The organism is Halomonas ventosae (genome assembly GCF_004363555.1).
Taxonomy (GTDB): Bacteria; Pseudomonadota; Gammaproteobacteria; order Pseudomonadales; family Halomonadaceae; genus Halomonas; species Halomonas ventosae.
On the sequence record NZ_SNZJ01000002.1, the window covers coordinates 42184 to 57130 of the forward strand.

11 protein-coding genes are annotated in these 14947 nt (G+C 68.5%); 10 read left to right on the forward strand and 1 reads right to left on the reverse strand.

The features are described from left to right. Positions 1 to 70: 70 nt before the first annotated feature. From DFP85_RS01710 to DFP85_RS01750, 9 genes are all read left to right on the forward strand, one after another. Positions 71 to 1510 carry an aldehyde dehydrogenase family protein gene (locus DFP85_RS01710; protein WP_133634348.1) on the forward strand — a complete coding sequence of 480 codons (1440 nt, stop codon included), beginning with the start codon at positions 71 to 73 and terminating at the stop codon, positions 1508 to 1510. A gap of 10 nt (positions 1511 to 1520) precedes the next feature. After that, positions 1521 to 2513 (forward strand): dipeptidase, encoded by a 993-nt coding sequence (locus DFP85_RS01715; protein WP_208108428.1) that lies wholly within the window; start codon positions 1521 to 1523, stop codon positions 2511 to 2513. A gap of 53 nt (positions 2514 to 2566) precedes the next feature. Continuing rightward, positions 2567 to 4153, forward strand: a complete 1587-nt coding sequence (locus tag DFP85_RS01720; RefSeq protein ID WP_133634349.1) for a BCCT family transporter — start codon at positions 2567 to 2569, stop codon at positions 4151 to 4153. Then, on the forward strand, positions 4146 to 5906 hold the full coding sequence (locus DFP85_RS01725) for a hypothetical protein (protein ID WP_133634350.1): 1761 nt from the start codon (positions 4146 to 4148) through the stop codon (positions 5904 to 5906). Before DFP85_RS01720 ends, DFP85_RS01725 begins: the two co-directional genes overlap by 8 nt. Next, positions 5903 to 6670: an Ldh family oxidoreductase gene (locus DFP85_RS01730; protein ID WP_133634351.1), complete on the forward strand. Its 768-nt coding sequence runs from the start codon at positions 5903 to 5905 to the stop codon at positions 6668 to 6670. Before DFP85_RS01725 ends, DFP85_RS01730 begins: the two co-directional genes overlap by 4 nt. Before the next feature lie 26 nt (positions 6671 to 6696). After that, positions 6697 to 7095, forward strand: a complete 399-nt coding sequence (locus DFP85_RS01735; RefSeq protein WP_133634352.1) for a RidA family protein — start codon at positions 6697 to 6699, stop codon at positions 7093 to 7095. 159 nt (positions 7096 to 7254) lie between these two features. After that, on the forward strand, positions 7255 to 8973 hold the full coding sequence (locus tag DFP85_RS01740; protein ID WP_133634353.1) for an NADH-ubiquinone oxidoreductase-F iron-sulfur binding region domain-containing protein: 1719 nt from the start codon (positions 7255 to 7257) through the stop codon (positions 8971 to 8973). Positions 8974 to 8984: 11 nt separating this feature from the next. After that, the gene (gene fdhF / locus DFP85_RS01745; RefSeq protein ID WP_133634355.1) at positions 8985 to 11834 is read left to right on the forward strand and encodes a formate dehydrogenase subunit alpha; all 2850 of its coding nucleotides are present in this window, start codon (positions 8985 to 8987) and stop codon (positions 11832 to 11834) included. 18 nt (positions 11835 to 11852) lie between these two features. Then, positions 11853 to 12104, forward strand: a complete 252-nt coding sequence (locus DFP85_RS01750; protein ID WP_133634357.1) for a hypothetical protein — start codon at positions 11853 to 11855, stop codon at positions 12102 to 12104. A 120-nt stretch (positions 12105 to 12224) separates the two neighbouring features. Here DFP85_RS01750 and DFP85_RS01755 read toward each other — a convergent pair whose 3' ends face one another. Further along, entirely contained in the window at positions 12225 to 13511 is a 1287-nt protein-coding gene (locus tag DFP85_RS01755; RefSeq protein ID WP_133634359.1) for an aromatic ring-hydroxylating oxygenase subunit alpha, read from the reverse strand. 329 nt (positions 13512 to 13840) lie between these two features. Here DFP85_RS01755 and DFP85_RS01760 point away from each other — a divergent pair, with 329 nt between their 5' ends. Then, a complete protein-coding gene (locus DFP85_RS01760) occupies positions 13841 to 14947 on the forward strand; it encodes an FAD-binding oxidoreductase (RefSeq protein WP_133634361.1) in 1107 nt (368 codons plus the stop codon).

The window sequence follows — 14947 nt, forward strand, 5'->3', positions numbered from 1 at the left end:
CGGATTTATTGATTATCCTTATCTTGGCCACTCTCCTAGGATGGCGTCAACGCTATCCAGGAGGTATCCCATGTCCCAGTCCCATCCGCTTTTCATCGCCGGCCAGTGGCGCGAGGGCGAGAGCGCCATCGCCAACCACAACCCCTCGGACACCAATGACCTGATCGGCCACTACGCCCAGGCCAGCGTCGCCCAGGTCGGCGAGGCCATCGACGCGGCCCGGCAGGGCCAGCGCGAGTGGGCCAGGAGTGGCCTGGAGCAGCGCTATGCGGCTCTCATGGCGATCGGCGACGAGCTGGTCGCCCGCAAGGACGAGCTGGGCCACCTGCTCTCCCGCGAGGAGGGCAAGCCACTGGCCGAGGGGGTGGGCGAGGTCTACCGCTCGGCACAGTTCTTCCACTACTACGCCGCCGAGGTGCTGCGCCAGCTCGACGAGCGGGTGGACTCGGTGCGCCCCGGTGTCGAGGTGGAAACCCGCCGCGAGCCGGTCGGCGTGGTGGGCGTGATCAGCCCCTGGAACTTCCCCATGGCCACGGCGGTATGGAAGATCGCCCCGGCGCTGGCCTTCGGCAACGCGGTGGTGTTCAAGCCGGCCAATCTGGTGCCGGCCAGTGCCTGGGCGCTGACCGAGATCATCAGCCGCCAGTCGCTGCCGCCCGGCACCTTCAACCTGCTGATGGGCCCCGGCGGCAGCGTCGGCGATGCCCTGATCTCGAGCCCCGACATCCAGGCCCTGAGCTTCACCGGCTCGCTGGAGGTGGGCCGACGCGTGGCGGCCGCCACCGCCGGCAACCTGGTGAAGTGCCAGCTGGAGATGGGCTCCAAGAATGCGCTGATCGTGGCCGATGATGCCGACCTCGACCTGGCCGTGGAGGCGGCCTTCGCCGGCGCCTACTCCGGCACCGGACAGAAGTGCACGGCCTCCTCGCGGCTGATCGTCACCGAGGCGGTCCACGACGCCTTCGTCGAGAAGCTCATCGCCCGGCTGGATCGGGCGACGGTGGGCCATGCCCTGGCACAGGGCGTGCAGATCGGCCCGGTGGCGGATGCCCGCCAGCTCGAATCCAACCTGGCCTGGATCGAGCGGGCCCGCGAGCAGGGCGCCATGCTGGCCTACGGGGGCGAGCGCCTCGAACGCGAGACCCCGGGCTACTACATGGCGCCGACCCTGTTCACTGACACCACCAACGACATGGCGATCAACCGCGAGGAGGTCTTCGGGCCCATCGCCTGCGTGATCAAGGTGGCGGATGTCGAGGAGGCCATCGAGACCCTCAACGACACCAATTTCGGCCTGACCGCCGGGATCATCACCGATTCCCTGAAACTCGCCAGTGCCTTCAAGGCCCGCGCCGAGACCGGCTGCGTGATGGTCAACCTGGCCACCGCCGGCACCGACTACCACGTGCCGTTCGGGGGCCGCAAGGACTCGAGCTTCGGTCCCCGCGAGCAGGGTCGCTATGCCCGCGAGTTCTACACCGTGGTCAAGACCTGCTACGTCAAGGCCTGAGGAGCGCTCCATGTCCAAGCAAATGCTGACCGTCGATGGCCTGCAGTACTCGAACTGGTCAAGGGAGATCTTCCAGCAGATGCGCGAGGGCGGCCTCGACGCCGTGCATGCGACACTGGTCTATCACGAGAACACCCGCGAGACCCTGTCGCGGCTCGGCGAGTGGAACCGCCGTTTCGAGCAGCATCACGACCTGATCATGCCGGTGCGCGAGCCGGGCGACATCGAGCGTGCCCGCGCCGCCGGCAAGGTGGGCGTCTTCCTCGGTGCCCAGAACTGCTCGCCGATCGAGGACGACATCGACATGGTGGCGGTGATGCGCCGGCTGGGCCTATTGATCATGCAGCTGACCTACAATAACCAGAGCCTGCTGGCCTGTGGCTGCTACGAGAGCGAGGACAGCGGCATCACCCGCTTCGGCCGGCAGGTGATTCGCGAGATGAACCGGGTCGGCATGGTCATCGACATGTCCCACAGTGCCGAGCGCTCCACCCTGGAGGCCATCGAACTCTCCGAGCGCCCGGTGATCATCTCCCATGCCAATCCCGAGTTCTTCCACCCGGCCAAGCGCAACAAGTCCAACCGCGTGCTCGCCGCGATCGCCGAGTGCGATGGCCTGCTGGGCTTCTCGGCCTACCCCTTCCACCTCAAGGATGGCCCGGACTGCACCCTGGAGGCCTACTGCGAGATGATCGCGCGGACCGTCGACCTCATGGGCATCGACCATGTGGGCCTGGGCACCGACCTCTGCCAGGCGCAGCCCGTCTCGGTGCTGGAATGGATGCGCAACGGACGCTGGTCCAAGGAGATGGACTACGGCGAGGGCAGCGCCAGCAACGCCGGCTGGCCGCGCCCGCTGCCCTGGCTGCGCGACAGCCGGGACTTCCCCAACCTGGTCGACGGGCTGCGCCAGCGCGGCTTCGACGAGGCCGAGGTCGAACGCATCATGGGCCGCAACTGGGTGGCCCTGCTCGAACGCGCCGCCGTTCCCCTCTCGCCCTGACGCGCCCCACGCCAGCCATCCCATTACAACAACGACACAACGAGGCACCCCTCATGAGCTCCCGATCCCAACCCCCGGCGTCCCGCGCCGAACCGCGTCGCCAACCCCTGGGCGATCCCGTCGTGCTGGCCCTGAGCGGCGGCTTCATCGTGCTGTTCGTGGCGCTGTCGCTGTATGACATCGAGGCCGTGGCCAGCAGCATCAGCGCCGGCTTCGCCTGGACCGCCGCCATGCTCGGCTCCTACTTCCAGCTGTTGCTGCTGCTGACCTTCTTCATCGCCATGGGACTCGCCGTGTCCCCGGCCGCCAGCGCCAAGGTGGGCAACCTCGACACCCCCGAGCTGAGCACCTTCAAGTGGCTGTCGATCATCATGTGCACCCTGCTGGCCGGCGGTGGCGTCTTCTTCGCCGCCGGTGAGCCGGTCTATCACTTCGTGGTCACGCCGCCGGCCTTCGACACCGAGGCCGGCAGCGTGGAGGCGGTGGCCGGGGCGCTGGCGCAGTCGTTCATGCACTGGGGCTTCCTGGCCTGGGCCGTGCTGGGCTCGCTGACTGCCGTGGTGCTGGCCCACTGGCACTACGACAAGGGGTTGCCGCTGCAGCCGCGCACGCTGCTCTATCCGATATTCGGCGAGCGCCTGCTGCGGGGCTGGATCGGCGGCGTGGTCGATGCCTGCTGCGTGATCGCCGTGGTGGCGGGCACCGTCGGCCCGATCGGCTTCCTGGCCACCCAGGTCAGCTTCGGCCTGCACGAGCTGCTCGGCGTCGCCGAGGGCTACGGGACCCAGCTGGTGATCCTGGTGGTGCTGGGGGCGGTCTACGTCACCTCGGCCGCCACCGGCATCAACCGGGGCATCCAGCTGCTCAGCCGCTTCAATGTCTTCCTGGCGCTGGCCATCGCCATCATCATCTTCCTGTTCGGTCCTACCCTGTTCCTCACCAACGCCTACCTGCAGGGCTTCGGCGAGTACGTGAGCTCCTTCCTGGCCATGGCCACCATGACCTCGGAGACCGCCCCCGCCTGGTGGATGCAGTGGTGGACGGTGTTCTTCTTTGCCTGGTTCATCGGCTATGGCCCGCTGATGGCCATCTTCGTGGCGCGCATCTCGCGGGGACGGACCATCCGCCAGATGATCCTCGCCGTGGCGGTGATGGCCCCCATCGCTACCACCGTCTGGTTCACCCTGCTCGGCGGCTCGGGGATCCACTTCCAGCTGACGGGCGCGATCGACCTCACGGAGGCGCTCAACAACTTCCAGTTCGACGTGGCGACGCTCACCGTGGCCCAGGCCCTGCCGGGCGGCACCCTGATGGCGCTCGCCATCCTGCTGCTGACCACCATCTTCGTGGCCACCACTGGCGACTCCATGAGTTACGCCATCGCCGTGGTCTGCACCGGGCATGACCAGCCCCATACCGGCGTGCGCATCTTCTGGGGCGTGGCCATGGCGCTGATGGCGGGCATCCTGCTCTACATGGGCGCGGGGCAGATCGGCGTGCTGCAGCAGTTCATCGTGATCACCGCGATCCCCGTCTCCCTGATCCTGCTGCCGTCGCTGTGGACCGGCCCCCAGGCGGCCTACGCCATGGCTCGCCAGCAGGGCCTCACCACCCGGCCCAAGGTGATCGTCAATGACTAGCGCGGAACTCGTCTCGGCGGCCCCCCTTGGCCTGCGTCCCGCCGATGAGGTGATGCGGCTCGAGCGGCTAGGCAGCCTGCATGCCACCCGGCTGAGCTTCGTGCGCAGCCTGGTGCGCCAGATGGCCCGCCAGCGCTGGCAGGTCAGCCGGGTGCGCTTCGACCTGGATGCCAACGGCCATGGCACGGCCATCTACCGGCTGCAGACGCCCCACGGTCGCTACCACGGGGTGATGTTCGCCCAGCCGCTGGACGACGCACGCCGCTCCGACCGGGTCATCGCCGAGGCATGGGACGTGACCTTCGGCCTGGTGGAGGGTGAGGTCGATGACAGCCTGCTGGCGCAGATGGCCGCCAACGTGCCCCTGCAGGAGGCGGGGCGTCAGCACCCCAGGGTGCTGGTGCTGTCGCGGGCCAACAAGAGCCTGCGCAACTTCGCCCACTTCGTGGAAGCCCTGGCCCGTGGCGAGCAGCCCGATCCCGCCTGGCTGACCCGGGTTGGCTACCTCTACCGGACCACGGCGGTCTACGGCAACGGCAAGTTCGGCATCGCCGACTTCGCCCGCCTGCTGGACAACCCCGACTTCCGGCGCCCCTTCTCGGCGCAGATGGCCGGCGTCTACCTGCTGCGGCACTTCTCCATCGAGCAGGTGGAGCACCTGGCGGCCCGCCGCTCACCGGACACCGCCTGTCCCCTTGCCAGTGAGCTGCGGCGCTACCTGGGCATCGGCAACTCCACCGGGCTGGGCATGGCGCCCTTCCTGATCAACCATCCCCAGCTGATTGCCCAGTGGGTCACCCAGCGCGAGACGGCCCTGACCCTGGCCCTGCGCCAGGCGCCGGAGGAGGCCGAGCGCGAGCGCCTGATCGCGCTGATCCGGCGTGCCATGCAGCACCTCGACGAGACCGTCACCGAGGATGCCGATCAGGCCGAACGCAATGCGGCCACGGTGGCCGCATTGCCCGACGTGCTGACCTGGCTTGCCAGCGTGCCGCTGGAGGCCGATATCTGGCAGCAGCTGGTCGAGTGGAGCGCCCGCACCCTGCCGCTGGAGGCCCAGGAGCTGATCAACACCCTGCTGATCGAGCTCTATCCTGACCAGGTCGACGCCCTGGAGGACCGGATGGGGGTGGCGGAGAACCTCGACCTGGAGCCCGACATGCCGCTGATGCGCCTGCGCCAGCTGGTCGAGACCCACTATGGCTGGGCGCTTACCCATGACTACGAGAGCCGTGAGGGCGCCTACTGGTTCTGGTATCGCTCCGCCGAGAAGGAGGAGCCGAGGCTGGGGGTGCGCCATGCCGAGCCCGGCGCCGAGAAGGAGATGCCCATTGCCATCGGCCCGCGCGTGGCGCGCACCCACCAGGCGCTGTGTGACTTCCTTGAGGGTCAGCCGCGGGCCACGGTGGTCGAATTCCTGCTCGAGCACCCCCGCCACAAGGAGGTGGTGCGCCGCATCCAGACGCTGGTCAGGGAACCCTACGGCGATATCCACGCCAACCTCTGGCATCGCGACATGAAGCCGATGCACCTGCTGCGCACCAAGCTCGCTTTCTTCGGCGCCAGTCGCTTCGATCCCAAGTCGGACCGCTGGGTGCGGATCACCCTCTTCCAGGGCGCGCCGCTGGTTGAGGAGCTCAATGCCGAGCCGCAGGACCTCGCCGACTTCGACGACTGGAGCTTCCCCCTCGAGCCCGCCCGCGAGAGGGAAGCCGGCGCTTTACACGGGCGTTCGGGAGTGACAGCACAATGAACGTCTCCTACAACGAGCTACAGGGCCTGTGCCGCAAGGCGTTCAGCGGGATCGGCTTCGAGGACGGCGATGCCGCCGATGCCGCCGACATGGTCGCCTGGATGCAGTGTCACGGCCTGCACGGCGTCGAGCAGCTCAACCGGGGCCTGGACTACCTGCTCGAGGAGGATCCCGAGGCGCGGCCGCGGCTGATCTACCAGGACGGTGACCTGGCGGTGCTCGACGGCCAGGGCCACAGCGTGCTGCGAAGCATCAGCCTGGCCACCGAACTCGGCTTCGCCAAGGCACGGGCCCGCGGTCTCTCGGTGGTCAAGATCCGCCGCTGCCACAACCGCCAGCTGATCATGGGCTACCTCTCGCGGCTGGCCGGGCGCGGCATGAACATCACCGCCTTCTGGCGCAATGCCCAGGTGCCCCTCACCGAACAGGTGGTGGGCTTTCGCGCGGGGCATGCCACGCCGGAGGTGCGCGTCTACTCGGTACGCGACGTGCCCGAGGAGAACGAGCCCAACGACGGCATCACCCTGGTGATGGCCAACCATGTGGAGCTGCTGCCCTCCCTGGGCGCCGACCAGGACCTCGACCTGCTGGCCCATCATCCCGAGTCCGAACTGCTGGCCTGCCGACAGCAGGCCCTCAAGGAGGGCATCGAGGTGGACGATGCCATCTGGGCGCGCCTCAAGACCCTGGCGCACCGCATCCTGGTGGAGTCCAGCGACGCCTCCCGGGGTGGCGCCGGTGCCGGCGACCACGACAACGACTGACCCCTATCTCCTCACGAGACGCTTCCATGATCCAACCCGTTGCCACCGACCTCTATGCCGCCAAGGCCCCGCTGGAGTGGGCCGTCATCGGTAATGGCATCCTCTTCACCGCCCAGATCCCCATCGGCGCCGATGGGGCCGTCGTCGACGGCGGGATCGAGGCCCAGACCCGCCAGACCCTGGACAACCTGCGCCACACCCTGGCCTGTGCCGGGGGTGGCATGGCCAGCCTGACCCAGGTGCTGATCTACGTGACGCGTCGCGAGGACCTGGCCACGGTCAATCGCCTCTATGCCGAGACCGTCAGCGCGCCCTATCCCAATCGCGCGGCGATCATCGTCTCGGGTTTCGCCCGGGAGGAGATGCTCGTCGAGATGGTGGCCTATGCTGTCATTGAGGAGACAGCCGACGGCGAGACGTGCTGAGAGCGACCTCCGCGTATCCATTCGCTCACCGGCCCGGCGCCCGGCCATTGTCCTGATCCCGGGCGGGTGACACCATGCCGATGATGGCCGTCGTCGCCCGTCAATGGGCAGCAAGCTGTCGATATCGCGCCACCTCACAAGCATTACAACGAGCCCGCCATGACCGTCGAGACCGTCACCCCCAAGCGCCGCTTCCGCGGCAGGCCCCGTGGCCGTGACCTGCCCCCCGTCGCCCTTGCCTCCCTGCGCCAGTTGCTCGGCGACGAGCGCCGCGACCCCGGGCTGCGGCGCCGCGACCTGCTGATCGAGCACCTGCACGCCATCCAGGATGCCCAGGGCCATCTGTCGCTGGTGGCGCTGCGGGCACTGGCCGCCTACATGAACCTGCCCATGGCGGCGGTCTACGAGACGGCGACCTTCTACGCCCACTTCGACGTGGTGCACGACGACCAGGCGCCGCCGCCGGAGGTGACGGTGCGGGTCTGCGATTCGCTCTCCTGCCAGCTGGCCGGCGCGGCGACGCTCAAGGCGCAACTCGAGGCCGGCGTCGACCCGCAGGCGGTGCGGGTGGTGCGGGCGCCCTGCATGGGCCGCTGCGAGACGGCGCCGGTCGTCGAGGTGGGGCACCACCATGTGCTGTTCGCCACCGCCGAGGGCGTGGAGGCGGTGGTGGATACCGGCCACTTCCACCCCGAGGCAATCGTCTGGCAGCGCCTGGCGGACTATCGCGCCGCGGGCGGCTACCGGCTGCTCCCCGACTGCCGCGAGGGACGCGTCACGGTCGAGGCGCTGATGGAGACGCTCGAACGGGCCAACCTGCGCGGGCTGGGCGGCGCCGGCTTCCCCACCTTCAAGAAGTGGCGCTCCGTGCGCCAGGAGCCGGGGCCGCGCTACTGCGCGATCAACGCCGACGAGGGCGAGCCCGGCACCTTCAAGGACCGCTACTACCTGGAGCGCTCGCCGCACCGCTTCCTCGAGGGGGCCCTGGTCAGCGCCTGGGCGGTGGAGGCCTGCGCGCTATATGTCTACCTGCGTGACGAGTACCCCGGCCTGCACCGGGTGCTGCACGCGGCCATCGCCGAGCTCGAGGCCGCGGGGTTGGTCGAGCCGGGCTATATCGTGCTGCGTCGGGGGGCCGGGGCCTACATCTGTGGCGAGGAGTCGGCGATGATCGAGTCGCTGGAGGGCAAGCCAGGCAAGCCGCGCCATCGCCCGCCCCTCGTCGCCCAGAAGGGGCTCTTCGGCCAGCCGACCCTGGTCAACAACGTCGAGACCGTCTACTGGATCCCGCTGATCCACGAGAAGGGCGCCGACTGGTTCGCCGGGCACGGCCGCCACGGTCGCCAGGGGCTGAGGAGCTTCTCGCTTTCCGGGCGGGTGCGGTGCCCCGGGGTCCACCTGGCCCCCGCCGGCATCACCCTGAACGAGCTGGTCGAGGAGTATGGCGGTGGCATGGCCGAGGGACATCGCCTGGCCGGCTACCTGCCGGGGGGCGCCTCCGGGGGGATCCTGCCGGCGAGCAAGGCCGATATTCCGCTGGACTTCGACACCCTTCAGGAGGCGGGCTGCTTCATCGGCTCGGCGGCGATCATCGTGCTCTCCGACCAGGACGATCTGAAAGCGGTGGCCACCAACCTGCTGGCCTTCTTCGCCGACGAGTCCTGCGGCCAGTGCACGCCGTGCCGGGTCGGCACCGAGAAGATGCTGACCCTGCTCGAGCGCGACGAGTGGCGCGTCGAGGAGCTCGAGCACTTGTCCCAGGTGATGATGGATGCCTCCATCTGTGGCCTGGGCCAGGCGGCGCCCAATCCGGTGCTGGGGCTGCTGCGGGACTTCCGCGGCGAGCTCGCCGGCCAGAACGTGATCGTGAAAGGGTAGGGAGACTGATGATGGCACAAGAGACCTTTACCCTGACCCTGGATGGCGCCGAGGTCAGCGCCTTTCCCGGGGAGACCCTCTGGCAGGTGGCCAGGCGCGCCGGCGAGACCATCCCCCACCTCTGCTTCAAGGACGCCCCCGGCTACCGCAGTGACGGCAACTGCCGCGCCTGCATGGTGGAGATCGAGGGCGAGCGGGTGCTGGCGGCGAGCTGCCTGCGCGAGGCGACCCCCGGCATGGTGGTGAAGAGCGCCACCTCCGAGCGGGCGCGGGTGTCCCGCGAGGGTGTGATGGAGCTGCTGGTCGCCGACCAGCCCGAGCGCGACGACGGCCCCGACCGCTCGAGCCACTTCTGGGCCATGGCCGACAAGCTCGCCATCGACGCCAGCGCGGTGCGCGAGCGGCTGCCGGCGCGGGCCGAGCGCCCCGCCCCCACGGTGCACCATGTCGCCGAACGCTCCGCCGCGCTTCCCCATGCCGGAGGCCATGACGCCACCCATTCGGCGATGAACGTCAACCTCGATGCCTGCATCGAGTGCAACCTCTGTGTGAGGGCCTGTCGCGAGGTGCAGGGCAACGACGTCATCGGCCTGGCCCATCGCGGCGCCGCCGCCAAGATCGTCTTCGACTTCGACGACCCCATGGGCGAGAGCACCTGCGTGGCCTGCGGCGAATGCGTCCAGGCCTGTCCCACCGGGGCACTGATGCCGGCGACCCTGGTCGACGCGCAGGGGCGCGGCGACTCGAAGGTGGCCGATCGCACCGTGGATTCGGTCTGTCCCTACTGCGGGGTGGGCTGCCAGCTCACCTACCATATCAAGGACGAGAAGATCCTCTTCGTCGAGGGCCGCGACGGGCCGTCGAACCAGAACCGGCTGTGCGTCAAGGGGCGCTTCGGCTTCGACTACCCCAACCACCCTACGCGGATCACCCGGCCGCTGATCCGCCGGCCGGGCGTGCCCAAGGGGCTCGATCCCGACTTCGACCCCCTCGACCCGCTGACCCATTTCCGCGAGGCGAGCTGGGAGGAGGCGCTGGATGTCGCCGCCAAGGGGCTCGGCGAGCTCAAGGCGGCCCACGGCCCCGACGCCCTGGCCGGCTTCGGCAGCGCCAAGTGCTCCAACGAGGAGGCCTGGCTGTTCCAGAAGCTGGTGCGCACCGGCTTCGGCAGCAACCATGTCGACCACTGCACCCGGCTCTGTCACGCAAGCTCCGTGGCGGCACTGATGGAGTGCATCGGCTCGGGGGCGGTGACGGCGTCGTTCATGCAGGCCCTCGAGGCCGAGGTGGTGATCCTCACCGGCTGCAACCCGGCGATCAACCACCCGGTGGCGGCCACCTACTTCAAGCAGGCGGCGCGCAACGGCACCAAGCTGATCATCCTCGACCCCCGTGGCCAGGCGCTGGACGCCTATGCCCACCGCAGCGTGCGCTTCACCCCCGGCGGCGACGTCTCGCTCTACAACGCCATGCTCAACGTCATCGTCAGCGAGGGGCTCTTCGACCAGGCCTACATCGACGCCCACACCGAGGGCTTCGAGGCGCTCAAGGCCCATGTGCGCGAGCTGACCCCGGAGGCGATGTCGCCGGCCTGTGGCGTCGCCCCCGAGCAGATCCGCGAGCTCGCCCGGCTCTACGCGACCGCCGACAAGGCGATGATCTTCTGGGGCATGGGTATCTCTCAGCACGTCCACGGCACCGACAACGCCCGCTGCCTGATCTCGCTGGCGCTGGCCTGCGGCCAAACTGGCCGCCCCGGCACCGGCCTGCACCCGCTGCGCGGCCAGAACAACGTCCAGGGCGCCTCCGACGCCGGCATGATCCCCATGGTGCTGCCCGACTACCAGCCGGTGAGCGACGCCCAGGTGCGTGCCGCCTTCGAGGAGCTGTGGAACACCCCGCTCGAGGAAAAACCGGGGCTCACCGTGGTGGAGATCATGGACGCCATCGCCGCCGGGACCATCAGGGGGATGTACATCCTCGGCGAGAACCCGGCGATGTCCGACCCGGACCTCGACCATGCCCGGGCGGCCCTGGCCAGGCTCGAGCACCTGGTGGTGCAGGATCTCTTCGTCACCGAGACGGCCCAGTTCGCCGACGTCATCCTGCCGGCATCGAGCTGGCCGGAGAAGGACGGCAGCGTCACCAACACCAACCGCCAGGTGCAATTGGGCCGCGCCGCCGTGCCGCTGCCCGGCGAGGCCAAGCCCGACTGGTGGATCATCCAGCAGATGGCCAACCGCCTGGGCCTCGGCTGGGACTATACCCACCCCCGCGAGGTGTTCGCCGAGATGAAGCAGGGCATGGCGTCGCTGGACCATATCTCCTGGGAGCGCCTGGAGCGCGAGAGCTCGGTGATCTATCCCTGTCCCGCCGATGACGCCCCCGGGGCCGACGTGGTGTTCAGTGATGCCTTCCCCACCGCCAGCGGGCGGGCGAAGTTCACCCCGACCCGCCCGCTGCCGCCGGACGAGCCCATCGACGGCGACTACCCCACGGTGCTGATCACCGGGCGCCAGCTGGAGCACTGGCACACCGGCTCCATGACCCGTCGCAGCCGGGTGCTCGACGACCTCGAGCCCGAGGCGGTGGCGAGCCTCGCGCCGGCCGAGCTGGTGCGCCTGCGCATGGCGCCGGGGGAGCCGATCACCATCACCACTCGGCGGGGCGCCATCACCCTGAAGACGCGGGTCGACCCGCTGATGGCCGAGGGGATGGTGTTCGTGCCCTTCTGCTACGTGGAGGCGGCGGCCAACATCCTGACCAACCCGGCGCTCGACCCCTACGGCAAGATCCCCGAGTTCAAGTATGCGGCCTGTCGCCTGGGGCGTACCGAGGCGGCACTGGCGGAGAACGACTGAGACGGAGGAGGGCGACGAATGATGATCGTCGAGCTGATCGATGGCGATGATTTCCGCGATCGCCTGGTGGCACTGGGCATCCGTATCCCGGAAGGCGCCTGTCCCGAGAGCAGCGCCCGGCTGGCCCGGCGCTGCGCGCTCGAGGGGGGCGTACCGGGGCTTGCCGAGTCGGTTGCCGAGCTGGTCGGCGAGCTCGAGGGCAAGCGCGAGATCCTGCTGCCCTCGGTTCGCCGGGCGCTGGAGACCCATCTCCTGCCGCTTGTTCGCTGACCCGACGGCGCCTGTCAGCCCCTGACCTGGGCGCATGGCCGCCAACGACACGGCCCCCGGTGGTGATCACCGGGGGCCGTGTCATGCGGACATGCCGGTGCGAGGCACCGAGGGGCGGTCTTAGCCCTCCACCACCTTCAGGTGCGGGGCGGTATGGCCGAGGTTCTCCAGCAGGCTCTCGCTGTACCAGTCGATGAAGTCGATCACCCCGAACTCGTAGGTCTCCGAGTAGGGGCCGGGCTCGTAGCCCCGGGAGTTGATCCCGCGCTGGTTCTCCTCCGCCAGGCGGCGGTCCTGCTCGTTGGTGGCGTCCCACACGCGGCGCAGCTGGGTCGGGTCGTAATCGACTCCCTCCACGGCGTCCTTGTGGACCAGCCACTTGGTGGTCACCACCGTCTGCTGGGGTCCCAGCGGCATCACCCGGAACACCACGGCATGGTCGCCCATGAAGTGGTTCCAGGAGTTGGGCAGGTGCAGGATGCGCAGCGAGCCCATGTCGGGGCTCTCGAGCCGGCCCATCAGCTTGCGGCATGCCGGCCGGCCATCGATGGTCATCGACACCGTGCCCTCCAGCAGCGGGGTGCGGGTCAGGCGGTTGCGCTTGCCCAGGCGGCTGAGCCGCCAGGGCACGCCCATCGCCTCCCACTGCTGCTGCTTGCGCTCCACCAGCGCCCGGTAGGACGGCGTGGCGCGCGGGTCGTCGCTGTCGTCGAACTCCTGCAGCGAGTTGAGCAGCTCCGGATGGGCGCCGTTGCAGTGGTAGCACTCGCGGTTGTTCTCGATCACCAGCTTCCAGTTGGCCTGCTCGACGATGCTGGACTCCACCGCGACCTTGACGTTCTCCATGTCGTAGGGGGCGAGGTAGTGCTCCAGGCGCTCGAGGAAGTCGTCGATGGCCGGCGGCTCCTCGGCCAGGCTGACGAAGAGGTAGCCGCCGGCGCTGCGCACCTTGACGGGCTTGAGGCCGTAGGCGGCGAGGTCGAAGGCCGTGCCCATGTCGCTGCCGGCGAACAGCAGCCGGCCGTCCAGCTCGTAGGTCCACTGGTGGTAGGGGCAGACCAGCTTGGCGACCTTGCCCTTGTCGCTGACGCAGAGCCGGGAGCCGCGATGCCGGCAGACGTTGTGGAAGGCATGGATCTCGCCCTTATCGCCCCGCACGATGATCACCGGGTTGTCGCCCACCTCGAGGGTCATGAAGTTGCCCTTGGCGGGAATCTCGCAGGTCATCCCGGCGAACAGCCACTCCTTCTCGAAGATCTCCTGCATGTCCAGTGCGAACAGCCGGGCATCGTTGTAGAAGGGCTGGGGCAGCGAGAAGTTCCGCCGGCGGTGCAGCAGCATCTCGACGGTGGCTTCGCGTGCCGGTGCCAGGGGGTCATCCAGGCGAGCGGGAGACATGGGGTCCATGACGATACGTCCTCTAGCTGGGCCGCTCGGGCGGCCTCGGGGTTGTTCGGGAAAAACCGGGGTGCTGTGGATGGCCGCTCACGGACGATGATGGTGGCGGATTGCGGCGAGTGTGGATCAGCGGCCCGGGGGGCAGTTGTCTGGCCGCGACGCGCGATGACGCGGCAGCGACGCGACGGGCCATGGTGGGAGGGGAGGCGGGAGGCCACGGGCATGTTCGTGTCGCTGGCAGGCAAGTCACGGCCCCTCAGGCTGCGCAGAATGCGCTCAACGGCAGGCGGTGGTACCGCGGTCGGAGGCCTTCATGCTGCAGCCCGGGCGACTCGACAATGACAATGAGCTTTCTCAATCCCGTCACGACCCAGACCTGGACCAACGGCCGCCACCTGGTGCGCTGCGTCAAGGTGATCCAGGAGACCTGGGATACCCGCACCTTCTGCTTCATGGCCGAACAGCCGGTGATGTTCTTCTTCAAGCCGGGACAGTTCGTGACCCTGGAGCTGGAGATCGATGGCCAGCAGGTGATGCGCTCCTACACCATCTCCAGCTCCCCCTCCGTGCCCTACAGCTTCTCGATCACCGTCAAGCGTATCCCGGGGGGGATGGTCTCCAACTGGCTGCACGACAACCTGGGGGTCAACGACGAGCTGGCGGTGCACGGGCCGGCAGGCAACTTCAACGTCATCGACTACCCTGCCGAGAAGGTGCTGATGCTCTCCGGCGGGGTGGGGATCACGCCGCTGATGTCCATGGCACGCTGGTTCTTCGATACCAACGCGGCGGTGGATCTGCAGTTCGTGCATAGCGCACGGACGCCGCGGGACATCATCTTCCACCGCGAGCTCGAGCACATCTTCTCGCGGATTCCCGAGTTCAGGCTGCATATCGTGTGCGAGCGCAGCGATGAACTGGGCGACGCCTGGGCTGGCTTTCGCGGCTACCTCGGCCTGCCGATGCTCGAGCTGATGGCGCCGGACTTCATGGACCGCGAGATCTTCTGCTGCGGCCCCACGCCCTACATGCTGGCCATCAAGCAGCTGCTCCGGGCCCAGGGCTTCGACATGAGCCGCTACCATGAGGAGTCCTTCGGGGCCACGCCGGTCGAGGTGCAGGAGGAGGTCCTGGAACATGTCGAGCAGGCAGAGGCGGAGGCCGAGGAACTCGACGTCGCCGACATGATCAGCGTCGAGTTCCGCCAGTCCGGAAAGAGCGTGCGCATCCAGCCGGGCGACACGGTGCATACCGCGGCGGCCAAGCTGGGTCTGCACATTCCCAAGGCCTGCGGCATGGGGATCTGCGGGACCTGCCGGGTCCCGCTGGCATCGGGCCAGGTCGACATGGAGCACAACGGCGGCATCACCGACGAGGACGTGGCGGACGGCTATATCCTCTCCTGCTGCAGCAAGCCCCTGGGCGACGTGGTGGTGGAGTATTGA

What these genes read in the sequence shown, in the direction of transcription:
- DFP85_RS01730 (WP_133634351.1), top strand. Translation starts at nt 5,903, where the DNA reads ATGAACGTCTCCTACAACGAGCTACAGGGCCTGTGCCGCAAGGCGTTC.
- DFP85_RS01760 (WP_133634361.1), top strand. Translation starts at nt 13,841, where the DNA reads ATGACAATGAGCTTTCTCAATCCCGTCACGACCCAGACCTGGACCAAC.
- DFP85_RS01750 (WP_133634357.1), top strand. Translation starts at nt 11,853, where the DNA reads ATGATGATCGTCGAGCTGATCGATGGCGATGATTTCCGCGATCGCCTG.
- DFP85_RS01755 (WP_133634359.1), bottom strand. Translation starts at nt 13,511, where the DNA reads ATGGACCCCATGTCTCCCGCTCGCCTGGATGACCCCCTGGCACCGGCA.
- DFP85_RS01740 (WP_133634353.1), top strand. Translation starts at nt 7,255, where the DNA reads ATGACCGTCGAGACCGTCACCCCCAAGCGCCGCTTCCGCGGCAGGCCC.
- DFP85_RS01735 (WP_133634352.1), top strand. Translation starts at nt 6,697, where the DNA reads ATGATCCAACCCGTTGCCACCGACCTCTATGCCGCCAAGGCCCCGCTG.
- DFP85_RS01725 (WP_133634350.1), top strand. Translation starts at nt 4,146, where the DNA reads ATGACTAGCGCGGAACTCGTCTCGGCGGCCCCCCTTGGCCTGCGTCCC.
- fdhF (WP_133634355.1), top strand. Translation starts at nt 8,985, where the DNA reads ATGGCACAAGAGACCTTTACCCTGACCCTGGATGGCGCCGAGGTCAGC.
- DFP85_RS01710 (WP_133634348.1), top strand. Translation starts at nt 71, where the DNA reads ATGTCCCAGTCCCATCCGCTTTTCATCGCCGGCCAGTGGCGCGAGGGC.
- DFP85_RS01715 (WP_208108428.1), top strand. Translation starts at nt 1,521, where the DNA reads ATGTCCAAGCAAATGCTGACCGTCGATGGCCTGCAGTACTCGAACTGG.
- DFP85_RS01720 (WP_133634349.1), top strand. Translation starts at nt 2,567, where the DNA reads ATGAGCTCCCGATCCCAACCCCCGGCGTCCCGCGCCGAACCGCGTCGC.